24 protein-coding genes are annotated in these 25,857 nt (G+C 64.4%); 9 read left to right on the forward strand and 15 right to left on the reverse strand.

Translation table 11 applies throughout. From position 1 onward, the window contains the following. On the forward strand, nt 1-1,209 hold the full coding sequence (locus tag GDH07_RS21540; protein ID WP_053133101.1) for an ammonium transporter: 1,209 nt from the start codon (nt 1-3) through the stop codon (nt 1,207-1,209). Between the two features lie 54 nt (nt 1,210-1,263). Here GDH07_RS21540 and GDH07_RS21545 read toward each other — a convergent pair whose 3' ends face one another. Further along, complete coding sequence (locus tag GDH07_RS21545; RefSeq protein WP_022640024.1) at nt 1,264-3,219, reverse strand: monovalent cation:proton antiporter family protein; 1,956 nt, start codon at nt 3,217-3,219, stop codon at nt 1,264-1,266. A 254-nt stretch (nt 3,220-3,473) separates the two neighbouring features. Here GDH07_RS21545 and GDH07_RS21550 point away from each other — a divergent pair, with 254 nt between their 5' ends. The 6 genes from GDH07_RS21550 (at nt 3,474) to GDH07_RS21575 (ending at nt 7,757) form a co-directional block, all read left to right on the forward strand. After that, a complete protein-coding gene (locus tag GDH07_RS21550; protein ID WP_152898816.1) occupies nt 3,474-4,568 on the forward strand; it encodes an acyltransferase family protein in 1,095 nt (364 codons plus the stop codon). 36 nt (nt 4,569-4,604) lie between these two features. After that, nucleotides 4,605-5,576, forward strand: coding sequence for an acyltransferase family protein (locus GDH07_RS21555; RefSeq protein ID WP_152898817.1), 972 nt, complete (start codon nt 4,605-4,607; stop codon nt 5,574-5,576). Nucleotides 5,577-5,646: 70 nt separating this feature from the next. Then, nucleotides 5,647-5,883: a glutaredoxin family protein gene (locus tag GDH07_RS21560; RefSeq protein ID WP_053133091.1), complete on the forward strand. Its 237-nt coding sequence runs from the start codon at nt 5,647-5,649 to the stop codon at nt 5,881-5,883. A gap of 106 nt (nt 5,884-5,989) precedes the next feature. Next, nucleotides 5,990-6,427, forward strand: coding sequence for a S24 family peptidase (locus tag GDH07_RS21565; protein WP_022640019.1), 438 nt, complete (start codon nt 5,990-5,992; stop codon nt 6,425-6,427). 40 nt (nt 6,428-6,467) lie between these two features. After that, complete coding sequence (locus GDH07_RS21570; RefSeq protein WP_022640018.1) at nt 6,468-6,788, forward strand: hypothetical protein; 321 nt, start codon at nt 6,468-6,470, stop codon at nt 6,786-6,788. Between the two features lie 78 nt (nt 6,789-6,866). Beyond that, nucleotides 6,867-7,757, forward strand: a complete 891-nt coding sequence (locus tag GDH07_RS21575; protein ID WP_031320243.1) for a pseudouridine synthase — start codon at nt 6,867-6,869, stop codon at nt 7,755-7,757. 72 nt (nt 7,758-7,829) lie between these two features. Here the strand turns inward: GDH07_RS21575 and GDH07_RS21580 are convergent, their stop codons facing one another. Next, on the reverse strand, nt 7,830-8,051 hold the full coding sequence (locus tag GDH07_RS21580; RefSeq protein ID WP_022640016.1) for a YgdI/YgdR family lipoprotein: 222 nt from the start codon (nt 8,049-8,051) through the stop codon (nt 7,830-7,832). A 246-nt stretch (nt 8,052-8,297) separates the two neighbouring features. On the opposite strand from GDH07_RS21580, the gene moaB reads away from it, so the two are divergent. Both moaB and GDH07_RS21590 read left to right on the forward strand, forming a co-directional pair. Continuing rightward, on the forward strand, nt 8,298-8,837 hold the full coding sequence (gene moaB, locus GDH07_RS21585) for a molybdenum cofactor biosynthesis protein B (protein ID WP_152898818.1): 540 nt from the start codon (nt 8,298-8,300) through the stop codon (nt 8,835-8,837). A 22-nt stretch (nt 8,838-8,859) separates the two neighbouring features. Next, the gene (locus tag GDH07_RS21590; protein ID WP_152898909.1) at nt 8,860-10,047 is read left to right on the forward strand and encodes a molybdopterin molybdotransferase MoeA; all 1,188 of its coding nucleotides are present in this window, start codon (nt 8,860-8,862) and stop codon (nt 10,045-10,047) included. 41 nt (nt 10,048-10,088) lie between these two features. Here the strand turns inward: GDH07_RS21590 and GDH07_RS21595 are convergent, their stop codons facing one another. The 13 genes from GDH07_RS21595 to GDH07_RS21655 form a co-directional block, all read right to left on the reverse strand. Continuing rightward, nucleotides 10,089-10,328 (reverse strand): hypothetical protein, encoded by a 240-nt coding sequence (locus GDH07_RS21595; RefSeq protein WP_152898819.1) that lies wholly within the window; start codon nt 10,326-10,328, stop codon nt 10,089-10,091. Nucleotides 10,329-10,431: 103 nt separating this feature from the next. Continuing rightward, nucleotides 10,432-11,382 (reverse strand): glycosyltransferase family 2 protein, encoded by a 951-nt coding sequence (locus tag GDH07_RS21600; RefSeq protein WP_053133078.1) that lies wholly within the window; start codon nt 11,380-11,382, stop codon nt 10,432-10,434. 13 nt (nt 11,383-11,395) lie between these two features. Then, nucleotides 11,396-12,811: a lipid II flippase MurJ gene (locus tag GDH07_RS21605; protein ID WP_152898820.1), complete on the reverse strand. Its 1,416-nt coding sequence runs from the start codon at nt 12,809-12,811 to the stop codon at nt 11,396-11,398. Nucleotides 12,812-12,821: 10 nt separating this feature from the next. Continuing rightward, the gene (locus tag GDH07_RS21610) at nt 12,822-13,643 is read right to left on the reverse strand and encodes an acyltransferase (protein ID WP_022640008.1); all 822 of its coding nucleotides are present in this window, start codon (nt 13,641-13,643) and stop codon (nt 12,822-12,824) included. After that, on the reverse strand, nt 13,640-15,058 hold the full coding sequence (locus GDH07_RS21615) for an O-antigen ligase family protein (RefSeq protein ID WP_152898821.1): 1,419 nt from the start codon (nt 15,056-15,058) through the stop codon (nt 13,640-13,642). Before GDH07_RS21615 ends, GDH07_RS21610 begins: the two co-directional genes overlap by 4 nt. Beyond that, entirely contained in the window at nt 15,058-16,158 is a 1,101-nt protein-coding gene (locus GDH07_RS21620) for a glycosyltransferase family 4 protein (protein ID WP_152898822.1), read from the reverse strand. The genes GDH07_RS21615 and GDH07_RS21620 overlap by 1 nt, the downstream gene beginning before the upstream one ends. Beyond that, nucleotides 16,149-17,366 carry a glycosyltransferase family 4 protein gene (locus tag GDH07_RS21625; RefSeq protein ID WP_152898823.1) on the reverse strand — a complete coding sequence of 406 codons (1,218 nt, stop codon included), beginning with the start codon at nt 17,364-17,366 and terminating at the stop codon, nt 16,149-16,151. Before GDH07_RS21625 ends, GDH07_RS21620 begins: the two co-directional genes overlap by 10 nt. A gap of 2 nt (nt 17,367-17,368) precedes the next feature. Further along, nucleotides 17,369-18,664, reverse strand: coding sequence for a cellulase family glycosylhydrolase (locus GDH07_RS21630; protein ID WP_152898910.1), 1,296 nt, complete (start codon nt 18,662-18,664; stop codon nt 17,369-17,371). Next, on the reverse strand, nt 18,654-19,850 hold the full coding sequence (locus GDH07_RS21635) for a glycosyltransferase (protein ID WP_152898824.1): 1,197 nt from the start codon (nt 19,848-19,850) through the stop codon (nt 18,654-18,656). The genes GDH07_RS21630 and GDH07_RS21635 overlap by 11 nt, the downstream gene beginning before the upstream one ends. Continuing rightward, the gene (locus GDH07_RS21640) at nt 19,850-21,844 is read right to left on the reverse strand and encodes a GumC family protein (protein WP_152898825.1); all 1,995 of its coding nucleotides are present in this window, start codon (nt 21,842-21,844) and stop codon (nt 19,850-19,852) included. Before GDH07_RS21640 ends, GDH07_RS21635 begins: the two co-directional genes overlap by 1 nt. A gap of 18 nt (nt 21,845-21,862) precedes the next feature. After that, nucleotides 21,863-22,636, reverse strand: a complete 774-nt coding sequence (locus GDH07_RS21645) for a polysaccharide biosynthesis/export family protein (RefSeq protein ID WP_085596709.1) — start codon at nt 22,634-22,636, stop codon at nt 21,863-21,865. 68 nt (nt 22,637-22,704) lie between these two features. Beyond that, entirely contained in the window at nt 22,705-24,162 is a 1,458-nt protein-coding gene (locus GDH07_RS21650) for a mannose-1-phosphate guanylyltransferase/mannose-6-phosphate isomerase (protein WP_152898826.1), read from the reverse strand. After that, nucleotides 24,163-25,596 carry an undecaprenyl-phosphate glucose phosphotransferase gene (locus tag GDH07_RS21655; protein ID WP_053133057.1) on the reverse strand — a complete coding sequence of 478 codons (1,434 nt, stop codon included), beginning with the start codon at nt 25,594-25,596 and terminating at the stop codon, nt 24,163-24,165. Nucleotides 25,597-25,857 lie beyond the last annotated feature (261 nt).

Here is a 25,857-nt window from a genome sequence, read left to right on the forward strand (position 1 = left end):
ATGGAAAACCTGCAAAGCGCTGTGGACACCCTGGTCCACGGTTCCAACACGCTGTTCATCCTGATCGGGGCGGTCATGGTCCTGGCCATGCACGCCGGTTTCGCCTTCCTCGAAGTGGGGACGGTCAGGCAGAAGAACCAGGTCAACGCCTTGTCGAAGATCCTCAGCGACTTCGCTGTCTCGACCCTGGCCTATTTCTTTATAGGCTACTGGATCTCCTACGGCGTGAGCTTCCTGCAACCGGCGGCGGCACTCAGTGCCGACCATGGCTACGGCCTGGTGAAGTTCTTCTTCCTCTTGACCTTCGCCGCGGCGATCCCGGCGATTATCTCCGGCGGCATCGCCGAGCGTGCGCGTTTTGTCCCGCAGTTGTGCGCCACGGTGTTGATCGTGGCGTTCGTCTACCCGTTCTTCGAAGGGGTGGTGTGGAACGGCAACCATGGCCTGCAAGCCTGGCTGCAACAACGCTTTGGCGCCGGTTTCCACGATTTTGCCGGTTCGGTGGTGGTGCATGCCATGGGGGGGTGGCTGGCCCTGGCGGCGGTGTTGTTGCTGGGGCCGCGCAATGGGCGCTATCGCGACGGCAAGCTGGTGGCCTTCGCACCATCGAGCATTCCCTTCCTGGCGCTGGGCTCGTGGATCCTCATCGTCGGCTGGTTCGGCTTCAACGTGATGAGCGCCCAGACCCTGCAGGGCCTGAGCGGACTGGTGGCGGTGAACTCGCTGATGGCCATGGTCGGCGGCACAGTGGCGGCGTTGATCGTCGGGCGCAACGACCCGGGCTTCCTGCACAACGGGCCGCTGGCGGGGCTGGTGGCGGTCTGTGCCGGTTCGGACCTGATGCATCCGGTGGGGGCGTTGTGCACCGGGGTCATAGCCGGGGCGCTGTTCGTCTGGTGTTTCATCGCCGCCCAGGGCAAATGGAAGATCGACGATGTGCTGGGAGTGTGGCCGCTGCATGGCTTGTGTGGGGTCTGGGGCGGAATCGCCTGCGGGATCTTCGGCCAGGCGGCGCTGGGCGGGTTGGGCGGCGTGAGCCTGGCCAGCCAGTTGCTCGGCACCGGGCTCGGGGTGCTGGTGGCGCTGCTGGGAGGCTTCGCCGTATATGGCGCGATCAAGGCCACCTGCGGCCTGCGCCTGAGCCAGGAACAGGAGTACTACGGTGCCGACCTGTCGTTGCACAAGATCGGTGCGGTCAACCAGGAGTGAGCCGCCATCGTCCCCGGTTGACCATGGGCCAACCGGGGGCACGGCGCACCAAGTTCAGCCGCCCAGCAGGCGCGCCTCGCAAGCTTCGATGGCGTTCTGCGGACCGGACAGCAGCACCCGGTCGCCCGCTTGCAGGCGCAGGCCCGGACCTAGCGGCAGGTCGTGGCCCTGGCGTTGCACGGCGCGGATGTCCACTCCCAGGCGATCCAGGGCCAGGGCTTGCAGCGGCTGGTCGCAGGCATGGGCATCGGCATCCAGGTTCACCGCGTGCATCTGTACGGCAGGCGGTTCGTGGTTGTCCTGGGTATCGCTTTGTCCGCCATGGTAGAAGCCGTGGAGCAGCCGGTAGCGGCTTTGGCGCACTTCATCCACCGTGCGCTGCACCCGCTGCTCGGGCAGGCCCAGCATGATCAGCGCATGGGAGGCGAGCATCAGGCTCGACTCCAGCAGCTCGGGCACCACTTCGTTGGCACCGGCGGCCTTGAGTTCCGCCAGCTGGCTGTCGTCCCGGGTGCGCACCAGGATCGGCACGTTGCCGTCCAGGCGCCGGGCGGCCTTGAGCACGGTCAGGGCGATATCGGTCTTGTCCACGGCGATCACCAGCAGCCGCGCGCGCTCCAGGCCGACCGCCGCCAGCAGGTCGCCGCGCCGACAGTCACCGTAATGCACGCAGCTTTCCGCCGCCGAGGCCTCCTGGACCCGCACGGGATCGTCGTCCAGGGCGATGTAGCGCAGTTGTTCGTGGCGCAGGAAACGGCCGATGGACTGGCCGACCCGACCATAACCGCAGATCAGCACATGGCCCTGCAACTGCGCGTTCTGCGCGCTGATTTCCTCCAGCTGCGCAGCCTGGTTGGGCTTGCGGTGCAAGCGCGCGGTGAGCACCGGGGCCGCGCGCAGCAGCAATGGCGTCAGCAGCATCGAACAGAAGGTGGCGGCCAATAGCAGGCTGCTGAGCGTGGACGGGATCATCTGGCTCAGCTGCATCTGGGCCATCAGGGCGAAGCAGAATTCGCCGCCCTGGGCCAGGGCCAGGCCGCTGCGCCAGGCGGTTTCGCCGTCGCTGCCGCGCAGCTTGAGCAGGGCCGCGACCACCGTGCCCTTGACCAGCAGCAGGGCCAGAGTCAGGCCGATGATCAGCAGGCTGTGGTCGATGAACAGCTGCAGGTCGATGAGCATGCCGATGCTGACGAAGAACAACCCCAGCAGGATGTCGCGAAACGGCCGGATATCGGCTTCGATCTGGTGCCGGTAGTGGCTTTCCCCCAGCAGCATGCCGGCCAGGAAGGCTCCCAGGGCCGGCGACAGCCCCAAAAGGTGAGTGAGCCAGGCGGTCAGCAGGACGATCACCAGGGCCAGCAGCACGAAAAGTTCGGCGGAGTGGGAGGCGGCGACCTCGTGGAACAGGCGTGGCAGCAGCCAGCGACTGGCCAGCAGCAGGCCGACGAACAGCACCACGGTCTTGCCCAGGGTCGCGGGCAGGGCCCAGTACCAGGCCTGGTCGGTGCTGCCGGCGAACACCGGGACCAGGGTCAGCAACAGCACGGCCACCACGTCCTGGAACAGCAGCACGCCGATGGCATTCTGGCCGTGGCTGCTGAATATCTCGCCCAGGCTGGTCAGCTCCTTGCTGACGATGGCGGTGGACGACAGGGCCAGCCCGGTGCCGAGCATCAGCGCCGAGCTCAAGGACATGCCGAACAGCGCCAGCAGTCCACCCAGCACCAGGCCGGTGCACAGCACTTGCAGGCTGCCGAGGCCGAAGACCACGCGACGCAGGGCGAGCATCTTCGACAGGGAAAACTCCAGCCCCAGGGAGAACAGCAGGAACACCACCCCCAGCTCGGCCAGGTCCGGCAGGTCCTCGCTGTCGTTGACCCAGTCCAGGGCGGTGGGGCCGACCATCAGTCCGACCGACAGGTAACCCAGCACTGGCGGCAGGCTCAGGCGCCGGAACAGCGCGATGACCACCAGCGAGGAGGCGAGAATGATCAGCAGGTTGGCGAACAACGGTTATCTCCGGACAAGGGGCGGCCAGGCAAAGCCTAGAGGCAAAAAGGTCGGAAGGATCCCCCGGCCGGCAGGAAATCGTGCTGACCCAGGTCATTCTTTCGCCAGAGTGTCCCATCTTCACGAGCCTTCGCTATGCTCAGAATCGGTCGATGCGAGTGGCGCCCGGCGGCAAGTGGCCGGGGGGCGACGCAGGGCGATGTTCAGGCAGCCTGTGCCACAGGGGCCGTGCCAGTGGGGAGCCGGAGAGGTTTATGGAGCGTCTGTATTCACTGCAAGGGTTGCGTGGGGCCGCGGTGCTGGGAGTGGTGCTGTTCCACATGATGTCGGTGGAGATCAAGTATTCCGGGGGCGACATCCTGTTGCCGGTGTACGTGGACTTCTTCCAGTTGGGGGTCGACCTGTTCTTCGTCATCAGTGGTTTCGTGATGGTGATCGTCAGCCGCGGGCGCTTCCAGAAAAGCGTCGAGACCCAGCGCTTCCTGTTCAACCGCTTGTCGCGGATCTATCCCACCTACTGGCTGTATTTCTTCATCACCCTGGGGGTGTACCTGTGGCAGCCGGCGCTGGTGAACAGCTCCCACGGCGGCTCGAACCTGTGGATGTCGTTCCTGCTGCTGCCCAACGACCGAGTGCTGCTGGTGATGGTGGCCTGGTCGCTGCTGTTCGAGTTGTGGTTCTACCTGGTGTTCACCCTGCTGCTGTTCTTCAAGGAGCGCTGGTTGCCGTGGATCCTGCTGCTGTGGGCAGTGGCGCTGGTGGCCTTCAACCTGTTGCAGGAGTGGCAGGACTATTCCCCGGCCCTGAAGATCATGCTGCATCCCTATGCCCTGGAATTCATCGTCGGCAGTGCCCTGGCCCTGTTCTTCTATGGGCCGCACAGCGCCCGGGTGCCCACCTGGCTGGCTTGGGGCGCTCTGGTGGCGGTGCTGCTGGTAGGGTTCCCGTTGATCTACAGCTACCGGCTCTTCACCACCGAAGGCTTGCCGAGGATGCTGGCGGTGGGCCTGGCGTTCGGCGCCCTGGTGCTGTCCCTGGCGCTGTTGGAGCGACGGCAGTTGATCCGGATGCCGGCCTTTCTTACGGCCACCGGCGATATGTCCTACACCATCTACTTGTCGCACCTGTTGGTGCTGGGGGTGATCGGCAGGGCCTGGCAGGTGATCGGAGCCTGGCCCCACAGCCCTGTGGATAACCTGCTGTTCCTGCTGCTGATGATGACGGCGGTGGTCTGTTATGGCTGGGTGGGCTATCAGTTCTACGAGAAGCCGATCCTCGATCGGGCCACGGCCTACTGCAAGCGTCGCTTCAGTTCGGCCGGCAAGCGCAAACACTACGATCCGGTGTAATCCGGGAATCCTTCTGCCTGCTCGGGTAGCCATTCGATGCCGAAAGTTCTCAACGGAAATCTCGACGCCCTCAAGGTCCTGCTCGCGGTAATGGTGGTGATGCTGCACTGCAAGCTGCTGGGGGGCAATTACACCTGGGTCGGCTACCTGTTGTGCAACGGCCTGTTCCGGGTGGCGGTGCCGACCTTCTTCATCATCAATGGCTACTACCTGTACCAGACCCTGGAAGGGGGGCATTCCTTCGCCCAGTGGTTCAAGCGTGGATTGCTGATCTATCTGTTCTGGATGCTGGTCTACAGCCCGCAGTACGTCGATCCGGCGACCATCGCCAGCCTCGGCGGGATACTGGGGGTGGTGAAGAAGCTGCTGATCGGCTACTTCCACCTCTGGTACCTGCTGGGAATGCTGGGCGGCGGGCTGATCCTTTTGGCGTTGCGCCGCTGGCGTTCGCCGGCACTGATCGGCCTGGCCCTGGCGGCGTTCCTGGCTGGCTTGTGCCTGCAATACGCGCGGGTCTATTTCGAGCTGCCCAACGCCTTTCTCCAGCACTTCAACCAGAACGACTACACGGCGCGCAATTTCCTGTTCATGGGTTTCCCGTTCATGGCCATCGGTTTCCTCTGTGCCCGCCATGAACTGGCGCAGCGTATCGGCCGGCCGCTGCTGTGGGGCTGGCTGGGGCTAGGGTTGGTGCTGATCCTGGGCGAGGCCGCAGTGAATTTCGCGCTGCGGGCGGACGTCGAGCAGAACTTCGATTTTCTCGCATCGCTGCTGGTGATCACTCCGGCGCTGTTCTTGCTGCCCCAGGCTTACTTTCGGGCCAGCCACAGCAACTTCCCGGCCAAGCTGTCCTCGGCGGTGTATTACGTGCACCCCTGGTTCGTCTATGGCGCGCTTGCGGCGGGCATGGCCTATGGCAACCAGATGACGATGCTGGTGTTGGTGCTAGCCTTTGCCGTGGCACCGCTGCTGATCCTGGCCAGCCGCCGGGTGCGCTTCATTCTCTAGGGCGGGTCGACGCTGTTTTCATCCAGGCCCTACAATGAGCGCCCGTTCCTCATTTCAATGGTCGATCCCCATGCCTCCTGAATGCCAATTGTTCGGCACCCTTGGCTGCCATTTGTGCGAACTGGCCGAGGCCGAGCTGATGCCGCTGGTGGAGCACGGCCTGATGGTCGAGTTGGTGGACATCGCCGACAGCCAGGAGCTGTTCGAGGCCTACGGCCTGCGTATCCCGGTGCTGCGCCGGGCAGACAATGGCGCCGAGCTGGGCTGGCCGTTCGACGCCGAACAGGTGGTGGCCTTCCTGCGCTGAAAACTGGCGTCGCGCAGCTTCCGCCTGTCGCCCTTGCCTGGAATTCGTTGGCGAGATCCATCGATTCGGTTACTGTATGCATATACAGTCAACGAGGAATCTCGCCATGTCTCTCACTTTCCTGACCGGTATCGAACGTTCGCAACCGTTGCCAACCCGTCTCATGGAGTTGGGCGACAGCGAGCCTGCCCCTGGCCCCATCGGCAGTGGTTTCTCACTGGACCGGACCCTGGGCCTGGGGGCTCCTCAGATCCACGGCCTGCTGGTGGACGATGACAACCTCCTGGGGTTTGGCATGTACCCCGGGGATCGCCTGATCGTCGATCGTTCCGCCACCCCGGTGGTGGATCAATACCTGGTGGTACGCCCCCACGGCTGCAGCGAGTATTCGCTGCGCCTGCTGGCACCCGATCCCCGTGGCGGCCTGCTGCTCAAGGCAGCGCGTCCGTCGATCCCTTCCATTGCCCTGGACGACTTGGGCTCGATCGAGATCTGGGGCGTGGTGCTTTGGGTCGTCAGCTACGTTGGGCACAAGCAGCCCTGATGGATGTGGTGCAGGCTTCGAACCTTCAAAGGAATAAATGATGGTCAATGTCGAACAACTGAAAAACAGCGTGAACAACATGTCTCCCGACGTGCTGCGCGAGGCGGTGCATGAGCTGCGCCTGGATGGTCTGGTCACCGAGGGCAAGACGCCTTTCAACAAGCTGCATTTCAACACCTGTTTCGCCGAGATAGAGGCCCTGTTCCAGCGTGCGGGCTATCACCGCCAGTTGGACGTCGTAGGGTACCAGGGGCTGTTGTATGCCCTTTACGATCCGGCTCGCTGGGAAGCGGTAGACGTCTTGCGCTGGCTCAAGGAGTTCACCGAGGCGGCGGCCCAGGCCAGGCAGTCCTGTGCCTGAAGGTGGGCAAACTCTTCCTAGGCTGCCGGGGATCGCTGTTGGATAATGCCGGCTTGGATCGATCCCTCGAGTTTTTGTATGTCTTGCGTGAGTTTTTCTGCGGCACAGCATCAGGCCAGCACTTTGTACCTGCCTCCAGGCCCCTGGGCGACCGTGCTGGATTGCCTGTGCGATCACTTCAAGGCCATCAGTCGCGAGCAATGGCTGGACCGGTTTGCCCGGGGGCGGGTGCTGGACGGACAAGGCCAGCCCATCGCTGTGGAGCTGGCCTATCGTGAAGGTTTGCTGATTCACTATTTTCGCGAGGTACCGAACGAAAAGGTGATTCCGGTGCAGGAGACGGTGCTGTATGCCGACGAGCACCTGGTGGTGGCGGACAAGCCGCATTTCCTGCCGGTGACCCCGGCGGGCGAGTATGTCGAGCAGACCTTGCTGCGGCGGTTGATCCGTCGCTTTGACAATCCGCACCTGGTGCCCCTGCATCGTATTGACCGGCACACCGCTGGGCTGGTGCTGTTTTCCGCCAACCCGGGTAGTCGCTCGGCTTATCAGGCGCTGTTTCCCACCCGGCAGATCGAGAAGCGCTATGAAGCCATTGCCGGGGCCTTGCCCGAGCTGGTCTTCCCGCTTTTGCACAAGAGCCGGCTGGTGGACGGCGAACCCTTCTTCCGCATGCAGGAGGTCCCAGGTGTGAGCAACACCGAGACCCTGGTGGAAGTCCGGGAAAAGCATGGTGACCTTTGGCGTTACGGGCTGTATCCGGTGACGGGCAAGAAGCACCAGTTGCGTGTGCACATGAGCGCGCTGGGCGCGGCGATCTGCAATGATCCTTTCTATCCCCAGGTGCTCAAGGACGCTGAGGATGACCCTGCCAAGCCGTTGAAGCTGCTGGCCCAGGGCTTGCGTTTCATCGATCCGCTGACTGGCCAGGAGCGTGAGTTCGAGAGTGGTATCCGCCTCGACTGGTAAATCTCGAGACGTAGAAACGCTAAAACCCGCACCAGGCGGGTTTTAGCGTTTTCAGGTCGGCAGTCGCCAGGCTTACAGCTCCTTGACGGTACGTACCTGATCCTTGTTGATGCGAGTGCGCTTGCCGTCCAGTTGTTCGAACTCGTAGAAGCCGGAATCACTGTCGAACTTAGGGGTATCCACGGCCTGGATTTCGCGACCATCATTCAGGGTGATCACTGTCGGCGATGCGCAACCGGCGAGAGTGGCCAGGCCCAATGCGAGCATGAAAGTGGCGAGGGTCCGTTGAGTCATTGTATGTCTCCGAAATGAGTACTTATGAGTGCTGGTCTTCAGACGTATACAACGTCTGCAAGTTCCTTGGCCAGGGACATTCTGCCACGTTGGCGGGACGATCGCAGGCGTTCGCTGATGTGCGCCGCTCATTGTGCCTGATTGTTCCCGAATGAACCGACCCTCGAGGCATTGCCGGATGCACGGCGGCGGAGCGGAGGCCTGTGATATAACACCGGCCTGTTTCCCCATCACTGGATCGAGCCTATGAAAGCCAAGGCTGATGTACCTTTTGCCCCGCTGAATATCGCGGTCTTGACCGTCAGCGATACCCGCACCCTGGACACCGATACCTCCGGCCAGCTCTTCGTCGAGCGCCTGGGTACTGCCGGTCACCACCTGGCGGCGCGGGTCCTGCTCAAGGACGACCTGTACAAGATCCGCGCTCAGGTCGCCACCTGGATCGCCGATGACCACGTACAGGTAGTGCTGATCACCGGCGGTACCGGTTTCACGGGGCGCGATAGCACTCCAGAAGCGGTGGCGTGCCTGCTGGACAAGCAGGTCGATGGTTTTGGCGAGCTGTTCCGGCAGATCTCCGTGGCGGACATCGGCACCTCCACCGTGCAGTCGCGAGCGCTGGCCGGCCTGGCCAATGGCACGCTGGTCTGCTGCCTGCCTGGTTCCACCAACGCAGTGCGCACCGGTTGGGATGGCATCCTTGCCGAACAGCTGGACTCGCGGCACCGTCCCTGCAATTTCGTTCCTCACCTGAAACAGGCGGCACCCTGTGAATCCCGTGGCTAAGCCGGGCAAGCTCGGTGCCCTGATGCCTGTGGAGGAGGCGCTGGAGCGCCTGCTGGCGATGGCCGAGGCGACGCCGATCCGCGAGCGCGAGCGTTTGCCACTGGCGGCGACCCAGGGGCGGGTGCTGGCCGAGCCCCTGGTATCCAGCCTGGACCTGCCGCCCTGGCCCAACAGCGCCATGGATGGTTATGCCCTGCGCCTGGAGGATAGGAAGGGCGAGCCCCTGCCGGTCAGCCAGAAGATCTTCGCCGGCCAGGTCCCGGAGCCGCTGCAACCGGGAACATGCGCGCGGATCTTCACCGGGGCCCCGGTGCCGGCCGGCGCGGATTGTGTCCAGATGCAGGAAAACACCGAGGTCCAGGACGATCAACGGGTGCGTTTCACCGAGCCGCTGAAAGTCGGGCAGAACATCCGTCCACAGGGCCAGGAAACCACCATTGGTGAGCAGATCCTCGCTGCGGGTACTCGCCTGGGGCCTATCGAACAAGGGCTGGCCGCTTCCTTGGGATGTGCCGAGCTGGACGTGATTCGCCGTGTGCGGGTGGCGGTGCTGTCCACCGGCGACGAACTGCTGGAGCCGGGCCAACCCCTGGGGCCCGGGCAGATCTACAACAGTAACCGGGTCCTGTTGTGCAGCTGGCTGCAGCGCCTGGGCTGCGAAGTGCTGGACGCCGGGATCCTGCCTGACGACCTGGCCGCAACCCGCGAACGCTTGGCAGAGCTCAAGGGCGTCGACCTGATCTTGTCCACCGGAGGTGTCTCGGTAGGGGAGGCGGACTTCCTCGGCCTGGCCCTGCGCGAGGCGGGCGAGCTGGCGTTGTGGAAGCTGGCGATCAAGCCGGGCAAGCCACTGACCTTCGGGCATTTTCGGGGTGTGCCGGTGATTGGCTTGCCTGGCAACCCGGCATCGACCCTGGTGACCTTCGCCCTGTTGGCTCGTCCCTACCTGCTGCGGCGCCAGGGCGTGCAAAACATCCAACCGCTGCGTTTCCAGGTGGCGGCCGGCTTTGCCTGGCCTCAGCCGGGCAATCGGCGTGAGTACTTGCGGGGGCGGCTCGAGAATGGCCGAGCGATCATCTATCGCAACCAGAGTTCAGGGGTCCTGCGTAGCGCAGCGTGGGCCGAAGGTCTGGTGGAGGTGCTCGAAGGGCGGACCCTGGTCGAAGGTGACCAGGTCGCTTTCATTCCCCTGAGCGAGCTGCTGGATTGAACCTCCGGAGCCGGCCCGGTATTGGGCCGGCTCCGATGCGTTCAACGCAGCAGTAACAGCAGCAACAGGCCGAAACGGCTGTGAAGACCCCAGGTCACCAGACCCGCCAGCAGGGCTGCGGCGAATGCCAGTCGACCCAGGCGCTTGAGCAATGACGATAGGCGGGACTGAGGCGGGCGCGGCTCGCGGAACTCCTGGCTTGAAGGGCTGGATAGCCAGGCGTTGTCTTTGATGCGGTTGAGCGTCGAATGCGCTCGTGGATACAACCCCTTGTCATTCATGACCTTGTACTTCCCTGTTTGAGGCGTCAGTGCCTGACGACCACAGTCACTGATCGGTGCTGGAGGGTCAATTCGGGGGATTCTCTTTCTAAAGTCAGAAAAGTTACTGCCGCGGCCCTGGCTGAGGGCGAGCGTTGGGGCCGTCCCAGTAACGGCGGTACATGCCCAGGCGCTTCTTCAGGCCCAGGGGCAGGTAGCGTTCCTGCTGGCTGAGCTTGTAGGCGAACAGCTTCAGTGCATTGCGCAGCAATGAGCCTGGCCATTGCAGCAGCCGTCCGAGACCGAGGAACGCCAGTTCGGATTTGACGTAGCGCAATCCTTCGCCGCCGGCGCCGCCGAAGGCCTGGCGGATCCAGGGCTCCCGGGCGTGGAACACCCCGATGTCGAAATAGCGGCGAAACTCTTCCCTGAGGCTGTAGTTGTGGGAGTGGTGGCAACAGGCTGTGCCTTCATAGACGACCTTCCAGCCGGCCAGGAGCATCTTGGCGCCGACGTACATGTCCTCGGACAGGATCACGTGGTTGGGAAAACCGCCCACTTGCATCAGCGCCTCGCGACGATAGGCCGAGAACGAGTTGGACATGAAGGCGGTCTTGATGCCCAGCGCCGGCACATCGGCCAGGCTCTTCACCTGGGACGTGGGAGGGTAGTTGAACAGCCGCGCATGGGTGGCCAGGGGGCTGGCATCCAGGTGCGGCAGTTGGCGCCCGCACACGGCTCCCACTTGTCCATCGGCGAAGGGCGCGACGATCCTGGCGATGCCCTCGGCATCGGCGAGGTAGGCGTCCTGGGTCATGAACACATAGACGTCGTAGTCGGCATTGCGCTCCACCATCAGTTGCCGGGTACCACCGTGATTGAAGTCGCGGCTGTCGATGCGCAGCACGTTGGGGCAACGCGACACGGCCAGTTCATAAGTGCCGTCGCTGGAGCTGGAATCGACGATCAGGGTATCGAAGACGGCGCTCTGGATGGCCAGGGAATCCAGCAACCGGGCCAGGTCCCGGCAACCGTTGTAGGTGGGGATTACACAGGCCACGCGCAGTGCCGACATAGATGCCTCCGGTTCAGGTCAGGTTCTGGCGCCAGGGGCGCAGCCAGGCGGCGAGTCCCAGCAACAATAGCAACCCGCAGGCACTGCTCAGGGCCAGTTGCCAGATGATCGAGGTCAGCGGATGCAGGAACAGCGCCGCCAGCAGCATGCCGCCGATGCCGATCGACCAGTGGCTGCGCCAGGGCAGCAGGCCCAGCAACTGCTGGCGGCGCATCAGCAGCAGGGCGGTGAGCACCACCCCACAGATGGCCGCCAGGGCGATGCCCACCAGCCCCAGGAAATAGGGAAGCGCAGCTAGCAGCAAGGCATTGAGCAGGCTGCCGGCCAGTTCGCAGTTGAGCGGCATGCGGGTATCTCCCGCAGCGTAGGCATAACGCGCCAGCAGGGCGTTCCAGGCACCGAACAGCAGTGGCACCGAGAACCAGGCCAGCAGGTTCGGCAAGGGGCTGTTCGCTGCCTGGGAAGGCAACAGCAGATGCACCAGGGCCGCCGCGGCGCCGATCAGCCCCACCACCGCCGGGATGGTCAGCAGGCTGGCGCTGCTCAGGCCCTTGCGCAGCAGATCCAGCCGTTGTTCGCCGGAGCTGCCGCTCATCAGGCCCAGCAGCACCTGGTTGAGGCTCATCAGGGCGATCAGCGGCAGGTTGATCAGCTTGCGCGCCAGGTTGATCCAGGTGACCGCACCCTCGCCCAGCAACGAGGCGGCCATGCGTTCCAGCAACGCCAGGCCCTGGCTGGCCAGGTTGCTGCTCAGCAACGGCCCGATGCGCTGCAGCAACTCGCGGCCGGCCCCGGGCGCGCCCTGGATGCGCCAGGGGCGCCAGCCCTCGCGCAGCAGGCTGGGCAGCAGCACGCTGGGCATCAGCACGCTGCCCAGGACACAAGCGGCCGCCAGGCCGGTGGGGCTGGCGGCATGGTGCAAGCTGGCCAGGTAGAGCACTGGCGGCAGGTTGAACAACAACGAGCCCAGCCCTGCCAGGACAAAACGCGAACGAGCCTGCAAGGGCACGCAGAACAGGCTGTGGAGGATGAATCCAGGTGCGCACCAGGCGAGCCAGTGCAGGCCACCGCTGGCCAGGGCGTAGCCGTCATTGGAAAGGCCTGGGCCCACCAGGCGTACCCACAGGGGCGCGCCGAGGCTCAGTATGCCGCCCAGCAACAAGCCGCAGAGCAACAGGCGCGGGGCCAGGGCGGCGAGCCAGGCCTGCTGCTGCGTGGCCGAGCGTTGCTGGTACAGCGGCAGGGCCGCGGCGCTGAGCAGGCCGGCGGCCAGGGCCATGCGCAGGGCCTCGGGCAGGAACATCGCCACCAGGAAACCATCGCTCTGGCCGCCCGCACCCCAGGCGGCCACCAACAGCCACTCCCGGGCGAAGCCGGCGGCCAGGCCGGTCAGGGTGGCCAGGGTCAGCCACAGCGTTGCGCCGAACATGCCGGGCGTTTCAGTGGAACAAAGTGAACAGGCCTTTGCCGCCCACTTTGTAGTTGAGGTTACGACAGCGTTCGCCCTTGATCGCGGCATCCGGGCCGCTGACGATGGCATAGGGCGGCACCGGCTTGGACACCACCGATTGGCCTCCGACCACCGCGCCCTCACCGATATCGGCGCCATAGGAAAGCAGTGCGCGACTGGCGATCCAGGCGTAGTCATGGATATAGATCGGCCCGCCGACCGCCCAGAACTCCGGCTCCTTGAGGTCGTGGCCGCCGGCGATGATCAGTACGTGGGAAGCGATGGTCACGTGATCGCCGATGATCAAGCCACCCCGGGCATCGAGTTGGCAATGCCAGGCCACGGTGCTGTCCTGGCCGATGCGCAGGCTGTCGATACCCAGTACCTCGGTGTTGCGCCAGACCGTGGAGCCCTTGCCGATCTTCGCCCCGCCCATGCGCAACCAGAGCAGGCGCAGGGTATGGCTGGGGATCTTGCAGATCAGGATGTTGTACATCTGCTCCCAGGTGCGCAGCATGCGATCGCGCAGGGTCGGCCAGTTGATGCCGTACATGGGGATCAGCGCGCCTTTTACTTCGCGACCCAGCAGGGCATAGAAGCGCCGGGGCAGGGCCGGTTCGATCTTCGATTCGATGTTCAGGTAGCTGATGTAGGTAAGGATGTTGCCCTTGAGGGGCTGCTCGAAAATCACGTCGTTTTCCAGCATCCACTGATAGGCCGCTTCCAGTTCCTCGAGGCTTACGCCCATTTTTTGCGCATATTCGGGCAGTGCCTGTTTCAGGTTCTGCGAGTGAAAGAGGCGATGTTTCATGAATGGTTTCCTGAGCTAGAAGATTCTGGAGCATTGCCTGGCGCCGCGGCCTGGGCCTTGAGCCGCAGGCGCCTGGCTTCATGCAGGTTGAGGCCCAGCAGCAGCCAGAACAGGGCGGCCAAGACCTGGGTGAAGCTGAAATAGTGGTCGAACAGGCCGCTGATCAGCGCCGCGCTCAGCCCCGCGCCGCTGCCCAGCCACAGCGCGTTGTCCCGGGTCAGGCGGGTTTGCAGGCCAGGGGCCCGGGTTTCCCGCCACCAGCTCCAGATCACCGCGACAAACAGCAGCATGCCCGGCACGCCGATCTTGTAGATGTAGTTCAACCACAGGTTGGAAATCCCCCACAGGCCAGTGCCAGGCACCGGCGGATCGACCTTGAAGCCGATGCCGAAGGGGAACATCGCCATGGCCTCGGGGAAGTGCGTGTACTCGTCGACCCGCACGCTGGTACTGGCATCGTTGGAGGTGAACAGGGTCAGCAGGCGATCCTGCAGGGGCGGGTAGGACATCATGAGCAGGGCGCCCAGGACGAAGCCGCCCATGAGCATGCGTCCGGTGTAGGGCACCCGCTGGCGGGCCATCCAGATCAGTACCACCAACAGGCTCAACAGGGCGCCACGCGAGCCTGAGAGCAACAGGCCGACCGCGCCCAGCAAGGCCACGCCCAGTCCCAGGCGGCGTTCCCAGCCGCTTCGGGTCAGGCCGAAGCAGAAGGCCAGCGGCAGGATCAACGCCATGGCGCCGCCAGTGACGTTGGGGTGCATCCAGGGCGAGCCCATGCGGTTGGCCAGGGCGCTGAGGCTGTCGCCCAGCACGGCGATGCCGCCGTAGCCGAGTCTTTCCAGGATCGGGGTCATGGCGGTGGCGGTGCCGCTCTTGAGGAATACGCTGATCGACAGCAGCAGGAGCATCAAAGTCCCCAGCAACAGCCCGCAGACCAGTTGCTCCCGGGCCCGTTGCTCCTGCAAGAGGCGCGGCACCAGGAACAGTGCCGACAGGTTGAGCAGCCAACGCACCCAGTTCACCGGCCCGTTGCCCACGGCGTCGACCGTCAACTGGCCGATGATGAAGGGCAGGGCGCTGAAGGCCATCAGCGCCAACAACAGCTTCTCGGTACGCAGCAGCCGGGGCGGGCGCGGCAGGTTGGAGAACAGGTTCTGGGTCAGGACGCTGACCCAGACCAACAGCAGCAGCGCCTCGGAGACCGTGGTACGCAGGCCGATCTGTACCGTCGAATAGGGCAGGAAGGTGGCCAGCACGGCGAACAGCAGCAGCCCGCGCAAAGGTTGGCGGACCACGGTCACGGCCGCGGCGATGGCGACCATCAGCACCAGTACCTTCAAGGGCGGCAGCAGCCAGATCAGCACGCCGAAAACCAGGCTGAAGATCAGCGCCAGCGGCAGGGCGATGGGCATTACTTGAGCTCCTCGAGCAGTTCATCCAGGCGCTGGCGATAAGCGCCTTCGGCGTAACCGGTGGCCCAGGCCTGGAGCGCCGCCGGATCTTCCTTGGGAGAGTCGGTCAACTGCACCATCAACTGGCCCAGCGCGGCACTGTCGGTGGGCGAGAAACGCGGGCTGCCGGCCGGGGTGATTTCATCCAGGGCCGAGCCCGAGGCCACTGCCACCGGGGTGCCGACGCTCAGCGCCTCGATCACCGGCAAGCCGAACCCCTCGGCATAGGAGGGTTGCCACAGGCGCAGGGCCTGGCGGTAGACAGCGTGCAGTTGGCTGTCGCTGATGTCGCTGAGGAAATGCAGGCCGTGCAGGGCCCGTAGTTCGCTGGGCAGATGCTCGGGGGCGCCGATCAGCAGCAGTTCCGGGACGTCGGCCGATTGCTGGCGTGCGGCCTGCCAGGCGGCGACGAACCAGGGAATGTTCTTGCGTGGTTCGCGAGTGCCCACTACCAGCCAGTAGCGCTCGGGAAGTTGCAGTTCACTGATGTCGGCCGGCTCGCCGCTGAAGCCGGCCACCAGGTTGGGCAGGACCCGGACCTTGTCCCGGGCGGCGGGGAACAGCTTGACCAACTCATTGGCGGTGTACTGCGAGGGCGTCCAGATGCGGTCCGCCTGCTTCACCGAATAACCGATGGAGAGCTTGTCGCTCTGGCGGTAGAAGCGTTCCTTGAGGCGCGAGCCATGGCTGTTGCTCAGGGTCAACTGGAACAGGTCGTGCAGTTGCAGCACATAGCGCAAGTCCTGGGGTTTCTTGCCCAGCGGCAGGCCCATGTTGAAGTTGCAGATGTAGACCTCGACCCCCGCCTCGCGCAGGGCACCTGGTAGAAAGCCGCCTTCGAAGCGCAGCCGTCCGGGCAACCGGTGGATGCCTTGCAGCGCCGCTCCCCAGCGCGGGCAGTGCACCCGGCGACGTAGTGGATGATCTTCCGGGGCCACGCCGAACAACTGCAGGCTGACCTGCGGGTTGGCGCGCAGGGCTTCTTCCAGCGCCAGATTCTGCCGGCCAATCCCGGTATTGCTGTAACCCGCGGCGGGGCGGTAATCCAGGCCTATGCGCATACGGATACTTCTTCCTTGACAGAGGGGAGTTGGTGATAGACCGCTTCGAGCTGGGCGGCAGCGGCGCTCCAGTCATGCTTGGCCAGGACGTAGGCTCTTCCGGCCGCGCCGACGCGACGCAGGCGCTCGGGGTCGGCCAGCGCCTGGGCGAGGATTTGCACCAGGGTCGCGGAGTCTTCGCCGCCCAGGTAGTGCTCGCCGTTTTCCACCTGCAGGCCCGAGCAGCCCTGGGCCGTGGTGACCACCGGCAAGCCGGCGGCCATGGCTTCGAGGACCTTGAGCTTGGAACCTCCGCCCTGGCGTAGCGGGGCGAAGAACAGCGTCGAGCGTCGTTGCAGGTCGCGCAAGTCGGGAACGAAGCCTTGCCATTCGATGCGCGGGTCGGTCCAGCGTTGGCGGAAGCTGTCCGGCAGCGCATAACCGCAGATGGCGAAACGTACGTCCGGGTTGAGGGCCCACAGCTGCGGCAGGATATTGTCCAGGGCCCATTCCACGGCATCCAGGTTGGGGCTGTATTCGTAGTTGCCGATGAACAACAGCCGCTGGCTGGAAAAGTCCGGCTGCACCGAGACGTAATGCCCGCAGTCGACGCCGTTGACCACCACCGGCGCCGGCTTGCCGCTGAGGCGGGCCAGGGTCACGGCATCCTGTTCGGTCACGGCCACGACCCGGGCCGCCTGCTGGAATACCCGGGTTTCCCAGCGCCGGTAGCGCCACTGGTCATACAGGGTGAAGGGCTTGGACCAGGCTGGCAGGCGGTCGTAGCTGGCGGCTCCGAGGGCCGACTCGACATTGTGCTCGGTGAGGATGAAGTCTTGTTCGTGCTCGCGCAGTGGTTGCTCGAAGGGTTGGAAGCTGTAGCTGTGTTCGATCTGCACCACGTCCCAGGGCTCCTCCAGCAATTGCCGGAAACGCTGTTGCAGCGGCTCGGCCAGGCCATTGATCGTGGCCAGCATCGGGTACGGCGCGAACAGCACCGCCAGCAGGGTCTTGAGGCTGCGCAGGGGCCGGCGCGGCAGCACGATCAGGCGGTCCAGCCAGGGTTCCAGGGCGGCGCGCGAGGCTTCGTCCAAAGGCGTCTTGGATTGCACCAGTAGGGTAATGCGGTGCCCACGGGCGGCCAGGGCCCGCAGCAGATGGTATTGCCGGGTCTTGCCGCCGCTGGTGGCTGGCCAGGGCAGGTAGGGCAGGGTCCAGAGAATCTTCATGTTCACCACACCAGGAGTTGCAGGCTGGTTTTCAACGGCACGTTGATGCCCTGGGCCCCGCTCAAGTCGGTGCGGGTGCCGGCCAGCGGGTCATGCAAGGTGGCGCTGGCCAGCCCGGGGATCTGCAGGCTGGAGCCGCTGGCGCTCCAGAACATCCACACATGGGAGCCATCGGGGCGGGTCCAGGCGATGCTGTAGAGATCGCCCGGGGCATTGGCCAGGGGCGGCGGGTCGGCGGGGGCCAGGCTGGGGCCGGTGGTTTCGAGGAAATACTTGAGGGCGGTGTAGACCGGCTTGGGGTCGCCGGCCAGGTCCACCAGGCCATAGGACTGGTCGCGGTTGGTGGCCCGGGCGTCCAGGTCGCTCAGGTTGAACAGGAAGATCCGCTGGTAGTCCATGGCCGCCATCAGGGCCAGGCGCCGCAGGGTGTAGTCGGCTTGGCCACTGGGGCCGATCATCGCCTGCATCTCGCGTTCGCCGGTGGTATAGCTCGACCAGCCCCATTCGGTGGCCCAGACCTGCTGCACGCCCTTGCCGTGCAGGGCACTGTTGAGGAAGTTGCCCCGGGCCAGGAAATCCTTGGCCGCCGGGTCATCACCCTCGGGGTACTCGGAGTAGGGGTGGTAGGCGGCGATCAGGTTGTCGTTGCCCAGGCCCTGGACCAGCAGGTTCTCGAGCATCAGCCCGGGAGTGCTGCGCATCTGGCTGTAGTAGGCCATGCCGGCGGTGGCCACGGGCTTGTTCGGCAAGGCGGCACGGATGGCGTTGCTGGTGGTGCCGAGCAGTTGGTCGTAGGCGCTGGGATCTTCCTTGGGCAGCCAGACGATGTTCGGCTCGTTCCAGACCTGCCAGGTGTTCACCTGGGGATAGCGCTGGGCGAGCATCTTCATGCGCTGGGCGAAGACGTTGAAGTCCTTGGGCGGGTACTGGTCGGAGGGCGGCGCGCCGGCCGGGACGTTGGCGGCGAAGGGCGCTGAGCCGACCATGTAGGCGAGGATCTTGTAGTGGCGATCCTTCATGGCGTTCATCGCGCCATCCAGGGTGTCGAGTTTCAGCTGATTTTCCACGGGTTCGATCATGGCCCAGTGGATGGAGAGGCGGACCCAGTTCAGGCCCAGGGCGTCGAGACGGTCCATCTGCTTCTGGTACACGCTGGGGGCGAAATACTGGAATTGCGCATTGACCCCGAGGAAGTCCTTCCAGATTACCGGTCGCGGTCCGCGCATGGTGTTGTCGGCCAGGACCGGGCCGGCCAGGCTGGCCAGCAGCACGAGCAACAGGCCTGATCTACGTGGCATGGACATGGGCAGCTCCTGCGCAGGCATCGGCGAACACTCGGGCGAAGCGTTCGGCGGTTTGGCTCCAGACCCGATGCGCGCCGATCATCGCGGCGTGCTCGGCCCAGCGTTCCACCAGCTCCGGGCTGGCACACAGGTGGCTGATCTCGGCGGCCAGGGCCGCGACGTTGCCCTGGGGAAAGATCACGCCATTATCCTGCGCGACTTCCTCGGCGAACGAACGGGCATCGGAGGTGATGGCCCCGCGGCCACAGGCCACGGCCCAGGACAGCGCTCCGCTGGTGCCGCGCAACTGCCCCAGGAGCTTGAGCTTGCTCGATTCGCGATAGGGCAGGACCATCACATGGTGGTCCTGGATGACTCGGGGGATATCACCGGCCGGCAGGTCCAGCTGCCAGTCGATGCTGTCCTGCAGGTTCAGGCGCTGGATGTGCTGGCGCAACTGGTCCAGGTAGCTGCCCGCAGTGCCGAAGGCCATTTCCGGCTCGCTGCCTCCGGCCAGGGTCAAGCGCAGGCGCTGGCGCAGGTCCGGTTGTTGGGTGAAGACCATGGCCAGGGCATCCAGCAGGTCCTCGATACCCTTGCCGCGATAGATGAAGCCGAAGTACAGCAATCGAAGTGGCGTCAGCGGCGGCAGCGGCCGGGCAGGGATCGCCAGGTTGCCATGGGGAATCACCACCATCTGCTCGGCGCGCAGCCCCATGCGCTGGCGCAGGCACTCGCCGCCGGCACGGGTCAGGGTGATCAGCCGGTTCAGGCTGCGGGCCAGCTGTTTTTCCTCGTGCAGGCAGATCGGGTCGGCCAGTACCGTGGCCAGTTGAGGCATCGGTGAAGGCAGGCGTGTGGCCAGCGACAATGGCCAGGGCAAGGCGGCCCGGCGCCAGACCAGGCGCTCGGGGTCATGCACGGTGGCGCTCAGGGGCAGGCTGGGGAAGCGCTGGCGCAAGGCCCTCAAGGCATGGAACTCGGCCAGCCGGCCGCCACCGAGCTCGGCGTGTACCAGGTCGATATCCTGCCAGTCGACCTGGGCCACGCGCTCGGTGGCCCGCTGCGGATCGTTGCCCAGGCCTTGCAGTGGTGTGCTGATCCGTATCCCTCGTTCCTGCAGGGCCGTGCGCAAATGCGCGGCATAGTCGGCGATGCCGTTCTGCTCGGGAGGCATGGGGGCCAGCACGGCGATATGCATCAATGTGGGCTCCTGATCCGCGCCATGAAGCTGAGCACGCTTTCCGGAATACCGAAGCGCCGGCGGTTGAGGATGATGCCGTCGACGCGCTTGAAGGCGGTGTTGAGGATCGACAGGGCGTTTTGCAGGACCGGTACGGTGGTGGTCTCGGCCTCGATGATCAGGGCGATCAGGTCGGCTTCGCGCAGGCTGACGAAGGCCTCCTGGTTGGAGAAGAAGCCCGAGGCCTCCAGCAGTACGATTTCACCGGGCTGTGCGGTGGGGGCGCCGTTGACTCGCACGCCGTGGCCGCGCTCCTGCAACAGGTCGCGCAGATGGCCGGTCACGAAGCTCACGCCTTCGCCGTGGCGGGCCGAGGTCAGGCCGATCACCAGGCCGCGCTCGGTCACCTGTTTCAGCGGCAGCACGCCATACAACCGGTACAGGCTGGCGGTGAAGGCGCTGTTGCGCTGCGGCAGGTGGCTGTCCAGGTCCTGCAGGCTGGTCCAGACCTTGACCCCGAAGCGCTCCTCCAGCTGGTCGGCGTCGTGGATGCGCTGGTCCAGCAGGTAGAAGAAGTACAGGGCCAGCAGGCCTACCGCCAGGCTCAGGGGAATGGCCGCCAGCAGCATGGTCAGGCTCTTGGGGAAGATCCGGCTGGGCTGGAAGGTGGCGTCCTCGATGACCGCGATGTTGCTGATCTGGCTCTGGTCCAGCTCGCGGTCGATCCGCGCCTTCTCGGTGCTGTCGCTATACAGGGCGAAGCTTTTCTCGGCGGCGCTGAGCTCGCGCTGCAAACGGGCCAGTTCAGGTTCCAGGTCCAGGGCATGGCGCCGGTCCTGTTCCAGCTTGAGCAACTGGCTTTCCTGTTGGGCAGCCTGGGTTTTCAGGCGGCTGAGGCTGGCTTGCTGGTCGGCGAAGCTGTTCTGCAGGCGGGTGTAGACCGGGTTCGGCGCCAGGTTCTCACTGCGCTGGACCGTGGCGTTTTCCGCCCGTAGCAGGGCCTGCAGGTTGGCGATCGCCGCATCCATGGCCCGGACCGGCGGGGCGCCCTCCTTGAAGGTACGGAGCATCTCCTGGCGCTCGATCTGCTTGGCGTTGATCCGCTGTTGCAGGTCCTGGCGGTCGGGGTTGAGACTCATTTGGCGCCCGATGCTGATTTCTTTCTTCATGCTGTTGAGCTGCTGCTGGATGGTGTCCAGGCCGCTCTTGGTGGAGGCCACCGCACGAGTGGTATTGAGGTGTTCGCCGCGCAAGTTGTTGAGGTTGCGCGAGATATCGTTCAGCCGCTCGTCGATGCTCACCGCGCCCAGCTGGTTGAGGTAGTCGGCGATCTGCTTCTTGTAGCCGAGGATGCGCTGGTTGGTGCTGGTGCTCTCGGTTTCATAGAAGGCGTACAGGCTCTTGCGCCCCAGGGTCTGTGCACGCTCTTGTTGGTACTGTTCGATCCAGCTCTTGACCACGGTCTGCGCCACTTGCGGATCGTTCCAGGTGAAGCTCACTTCGATCACCGAAGAGCCGGCGGCGTGGGTCACGCTGAAGTTCTTCAGCATGCGCTCGGTCAGGCGTTCGACCGGGGTTTGCTTCTCCACCAGGCCCACCAGTTGCAGCAGCCCGCGAAACAGGTCGGCGATACCTTCGACCGCGCCCTTGAGCGCGTTCTTGATGGTGCCTAGTACGCCGCCGGGCTGGGGCTGGCGCGACAGGTCGTCGAGGTACTGCTGCGCCACTTTGCGGGCGATGGGGGCGCCGGTGAGGATGCGCTCCTCGTCGAGGATCGGATCACGTTGGGCGCTGGGAATCACCACTGCCTGGCGGTCGGAAATCTCGATGGGCAGGGTGCTGGTGTCGCGGCCCGGCTTGACCAGCAGCAGGGCGGTGGACTCGAAGCGGTTGGGCAGCAGGAAGGCGCCCAGCACGATGATGATGAACGTCACCAGGACGGTGATCTTGACCTCGCGCTTGAAGATGAAGAACAGCCGCAGCAAATCGCGAAAGGAACGGATATTGATCATATGGGCAGTCCTTGGCGATCAATTGGATTGGCGGTTGATTTCGTAGCTGGCCCCGATACCGATCGACTTGGTGAACGGAATCAGCTGGTTGAGGTACACATCCACCCACTCGATACCGTTGCCGACGCTGGACTTGGGCACGAACACCACGTCGCCGCGTTGCAGCAGTACCGGCGCCGCCCCGGCGTTCCCGGCGATCATGAACTTGCGGTAGTCGAAGAAGTAGGTCTTGTAGCGCCCGTCCTCGCCTTCGCGCAGCAGGGCGATGTTGCGGCTGTCGCCCACTGACAGCAGGCCCCCGGCACCGACGATGGCCTGTTCCAGGGTGGTGGTGACGGTCACCGGCAGGGACGCCGGGTTACGCACCGATCCACCGACGAACACTGTATTGCCTGGTGCCTGGTTGATGTTCACGGTCAGCGCCGAGTCCTGGTAGACGTTCTTCAGCTTGCTTTCCAGGACCTGGGTCAACTGCTGCGGGGTGAGCCCCGCCGCCTTGATCTGGCCGGCATAGGGATAGGAGAAGGTGCCGTCGTTGAGCACGGTGAACAACGTCAGCTCGTAGATCGAGTTGGCGGTGAAGGCCGAGATCGACGGTGCCTCGCCGGTATTGCGAACGATGCGCAGGGTGTCTCCCGGGCGGATTCGCTGCGGCGGCAGCGGCTTGCCAGCCAGGGCCTCGCCAGCCCGGTGGCCTTGTTCGAGGTCCTGCCCGGGAGGCAGTTCCACCTTGGCCGGTATGGAACAGGCGCACAGCATGAGAACACTGGAAATCAGCAGCAGTCTTTTCATCGAGCGGTCTTCCTGGCGTGCATAGTCACAACTCCCTGTCGGGCCAGATTCGGGGGCAGAGCGCGGTTTCAAGTCTTGGCAGGCTCGGCGGGAACCCGACCATAAATATCGTTGAAGCGCACGATGTCGTCTTCGCCGAGGTACTCCCCGCTCTGTACTTCGATCATCACCAGGTCGATTACCCCGGGATTGACCAGGCGGTGGGTGCGGCCAGGCTTGATGAAGGTCGACTCGTTGGTGTTGAGCAGGAACTCGTCCTCGCCATTGGTCACCCGGGCCATGCCGCTGACGACGATCCAGTGCTCGCTGCGGTGGTGGTGCATCTGCAGCGACAACGAGGCGTCGGGCTTGACCATGATGCGCTTGATCTTGAAGCGCGGTCCTTCCTCGAGCACGGTGTAGGTGCCCCAGGGCCGGGTCACGGTGCGGTGCAGCTTGTAGGCGTCGTGGCCCAGGCGCTTGAGCTCCTGGGCGATCAGCTTGACGTCCTGGCTGCGCTTGCCATCGGCCACCAGCAGGGCGTCCGGAGTGTCGATGATGATCAGGTCGTTCAGGCCGACCCCGCCCACCAGGCGCTTGCGCGAGTCGATGTAGCAGTTGTGAACATCATGCAGCACTGTCTCGCCATTGCACTGGTTGCCGTGTTCGTCCGCCGCAGTCAGTTCCCGCACCGCCTGCCAGGAGCCGATATCGCTCCAGCCGAGCTGGCAGGGCACCACGGCGACTTTCTTCGAACGCTCCATCACGGCGTAGTCGATGGATATGTCCGCAGCCTGGGCGAAGCTGTCGCCGTCCAGTTCCACTTGCAGTTCGTGCTTGCCCTCCTTGCGATGGCTCAGCTCCAGGCAGCGTTCCACGGCACTGACCACTTCGGGCACGAATTCCCGCAGTTCCTGGAGGATTGCATCGGCGCGCATGCAGAACATGCCGCCGTTCCACAGGTGCAGGCCGCCATCGACATAGCGCTGGGCGGTGGCGGCGTCAGGTTTCTCGACGAAGCGGCTGACCTGGAAGCCATCGTTGTTCAGGCCCTGGCCCTTTTCTATATAGCCGAAGCCGGTTTCGGCATGGGTCGGCACTATGCCGAAAGTCACCAGCCAGCCTTGCTCGGCCAGTTGCCGGGCACTGCCCACCGCGGCGGCGAAAGCGGCCAGGTTCTTGATCAGGTGATCGGCCGGTAGTACCAGTAACTGCGCGTCCTCGCCGTACAGGCGGCTGACGTGCAGGGCCGCGGCGGCGATGGCGGGCGCGGTGTTGCGGCCGAAGGGTTCGAGGATGAAGTCCAGGTCGACCCGCTTCTTGTTCAGCAGGCGGTAGTCATCCAGGGTACGGAAGAACACGTCGCGGTTGGTCACGGTCAACAGGCGGCCGACGTCGTCCAGGGCCGTCGCGCGCTCGAAGGTCTTCTGCAGCAGGCTTTCGCCATCGGGCAGGCGCATGAAGGGTTTGGGCATTGCCTCGCGGGATACCGGCCACAGACGGGTGCCGGCACCGCCAGCGATGATGCAGGGAATGAGTGTGCTCATTCAGAAGGCCTCGCGGGTCATGATCACTGATGGAACGGTGCGGAACAGGATGTACAGGTCGAACCAGACCGACCAGTTTTCGATGTATTCCAGGTCGAATTCGACACGTTTCTCGATTTTCTCCAGGGTATCGGTTTCGCCCCGGTACCCGTTGATTTGCGCCAGCCCGGTGATTCCCGGCTTGACCCGGTGGCGCGAAGTGTATTCCTTGACCGCCTCCTCGAAGAGAATGCCGGCGGCCTTGGTGGCCGTGGCGTGGGGGCGTGGACCGACCATGGACATGCTGCCGCCGAACACGTTGAACAACTGCGGCAGCTCGTCGAGGCTGGTCTTGCGGATGAAGCGCCCGACCCGAGTGATGCGCGGATCGCCACGGGTGGTCTGCTTCTCGGCGTTGGCATCGCTCATGTGCTGGTGCATGGAGCGGAACTTGTAGACCTGGATCAGCCGGTTGTTGTAGCCGTAGCGCTTCTGCTTGAACAGCACCGGGCCCCTGGAGTCGAGCTTGATGGCCAGGGCCACCAGCAGCATCACCGGGGACAGCAGCACCAGGGCGATGCTCGAGAGGATCATGTCCTCCAGGCGCTTGAAGAACGGCGACCAGCCCCTCAGCGGTACTTCGGAGGCGTTGAACATCGGCAGGTTGGCGACTTCGGTGATGCGGTTGTGCGCATGCCGGAAGGCCACCATGTCGGGTACCAGCAGCACGTTCACCGGCAGCCTGCGCAGTTCGCGGATCACGTAGGCCATGCGGTTCTCCGCCGACCAGGGCAGCGCCACGAGGACCTGAGTGACCTTTTCCTCGCGGATCAGGCGTTCCAGATCGCTGGAGTTGCCCAGCAGCGGCAGGTTGCACAGCACCTTGGGCAGGCGGCCGATGCGGTCGTCGATGAAACCAGTGACCCCGGAGCGGATGTCCTGGTGCTGGGCCAGGTACTCGGCCAGGCGCTGGCCGTTCTCCGTGGCGCCGAGGATCACCGCGTTCTGCAGGAACACGCCGCGCTGCATCAGTTGCTGGAACAGAGTCAGGAGGATCAGGCGCTCGATGCCGAACAGCACGAAGCTGCCGAAGAACCACGCCAGCAGCCCGCGGTTGTCGATGGTATGGAACATCAACATCGAGTAATGCATGAACAGCAGCACGCAAAAGGACGCCGACCAGGCGAACAAGGTCAGTTGGAAGCGCAACTGGTTGCTGAAGATGGATTCGGCATAGACCCCCAGGGCCTGGAAGATCAGCACGCTGATGATGCCGAAGAACACCAGGATGGTCAGGTCGCTCTTGAGCGCCGGGAGCTCGGGGCTCGCCAGCAGCAGGAGCAGGATCCCCGGAAGGATCGCGGTCAGTCCATGGACCACGCGGATGCCGAACAGGAAGTACTCGACCATGCTGGGTCGAGTCAGTAACAGGCTGTCTACAGGTTGCAACCGCATAAGATCAATTCCCTCGACCCAAGGCAAACCGGCGCCTCTGGAGGTTGGCCACCGGTCAAAAAATGCACCTTCGCATCGCGCAGTCCCGATACCGCACGAAACCAGGCAAACCATCCCTGGTCTCGATCGCAAGCCATTGGGCAGGCAGGTGCGCGCATCTGGGTGGGGCTCCTGGCACCGATCGACCCGATGGCTGCACTTGCTCATCTAAACGACTTGGCTGAGTAAAGCTCATGAAACAGCGGCTGGCGAATCGAAAAC

The organism is Pseudomonas piscis (genome assembly GCF_009380155.1).
Lineage (GTDB): Bacteria > Pseudomonadota > Gammaproteobacteria > Pseudomonadales > Pseudomonadaceae > Aquipseudomonas > Aquipseudomonas piscis.

Coding starts and splice junctions, on each gene's coding strand:
- GDH07_RS21580 (WP_022640016.1), bottom strand. CDS start 8,051: ATGACTCAACGGACCCTCGCCACTTTCATGCTCGCATTGGGCCTGGCC.
- GDH07_RS21655 (WP_053133057.1), bottom strand. CDS start 25,596: ATGCGGTTGCAACCTGTAGACAGCCTGTTACTGACTCGACCCAGCATG.
- GDH07_RS21590 (WP_152898909.1), top strand. CDS start 8,860: ATGCCTGTGGAGGAGGCGCTGGAGCGCCTGCTGGCGATGGCCGAGGCG.
- GDH07_RS21560 (WP_053133091.1), top strand. CDS start 5,647: ATGCCTCCTGAATGCCAATTGTTCGGCACCCTTGGCTGCCATTTGTGC.
- GDH07_RS21595 (WP_152898819.1), bottom strand. CDS start 10,328: ATGAATGACAAGGGGTTGTATCCACGAGCGCATTCGACGCTCAACCGC.
- moaB (WP_152898818.1), top strand. CDS start 8,298: ATGAAAGCCAAGGCTGATGTACCTTTTGCCCCGCTGAATATCGCGGTC.
- GDH07_RS21540 (WP_053133101.1), top strand. CDS start 1: ATGGAAAACCTGCAAAGCGCTGTGGACACCCTGGTCCACGGTTCCAAC.
- GDH07_RS21615 (WP_152898821.1), bottom strand. CDS start 15,058: ATGCCCATCGCCCTGCCGCTGGCGCTGATCTTCAGCCTGGTTTTCGGC.
- GDH07_RS21555 (WP_152898817.1), top strand. CDS start 4,605: ATGCCGAAAGTTCTCAACGGAAATCTCGACGCCCTCAAGGTCCTGCTC.
- GDH07_RS21650 (WP_152898826.1), bottom strand. CDS start 24,162: ATGAGCACACTCATTCCCTGCATCATCGCTGGCGGTGCCGGCACCCGT.
- GDH07_RS21635 (WP_152898824.1), bottom strand. CDS start 19,850: ATGCATATCGCCGTGCTGGCCCCCATGCCTCCCGAGCAGAACGGCATC.
- GDH07_RS21575 (WP_031320243.1), top strand. CDS start 6,867: ATGTCTTGCGTGAGTTTTTCTGCGGCACAGCATCAGGCCAGCACTTTG.
- GDH07_RS21625 (WP_152898823.1), bottom strand. CDS start 17,366: ATGAAGATTCTCTGGACCCTGCCCTACCTGCCCTGGCCAGCCACCAGC.
- GDH07_RS21610 (WP_022640008.1), bottom strand. CDS start 13,643: ATGAAACATCGCCTCTTTCACTCGCAGAACCTGAAACAGGCACTGCCC.
- GDH07_RS21600 (WP_053133078.1), bottom strand. CDS start 11,382: ATGTCGGCACTGCGCGTGGCCTGTGTAATCCCCACCTACAACGGTTGC.
- GDH07_RS21605 (WP_152898820.1), bottom strand. CDS start 12,811: ATGTTCGGCGCAACGCTGTGGCTGACCCTGGCCACCCTGACCGGCCTG.
- GDH07_RS21620 (WP_152898822.1), bottom strand. CDS start 16,158: ATGCGCATAGGCCTGGATTACCGCCCCGCCGCGGGTTACAGCAATACC.
- GDH07_RS21640 (WP_152898825.1), bottom strand. CDS start 21,844: ATGATCAATATCCGTTCCTTTCGCGATTTGCTGCGGCTGTTCTTCATC.
- GDH07_RS21645 (WP_085596709.1), bottom strand. CDS start 22,636: ATGAAAAGACTGCTGCTGATTTCCAGTGTTCTCATGCTGTGCGCCTGT.
- GDH07_RS21630 (WP_152898910.1), bottom strand. CDS start 18,664: ATGCCACGTAGATCAGGCCTGTTGCTCGTGCTGCTGGCCAGCCTGGCC.
- GDH07_RS21565 (WP_022640019.1), top strand. CDS start 5,990: ATGTCTCTCACTTTCCTGACCGGTATCGAACGTTCGCAACCGTTGCCA.
- GDH07_RS21570 (WP_022640018.1), top strand. CDS start 6,468: ATGGTCAATGTCGAACAACTGAAAAACAGCGTGAACAACATGTCTCCC.
- GDH07_RS21550 (WP_152898816.1), top strand. CDS start 3,474: ATGGAGCGTCTGTATTCACTGCAAGGGTTGCGTGGGGCCGCGGTGCTG.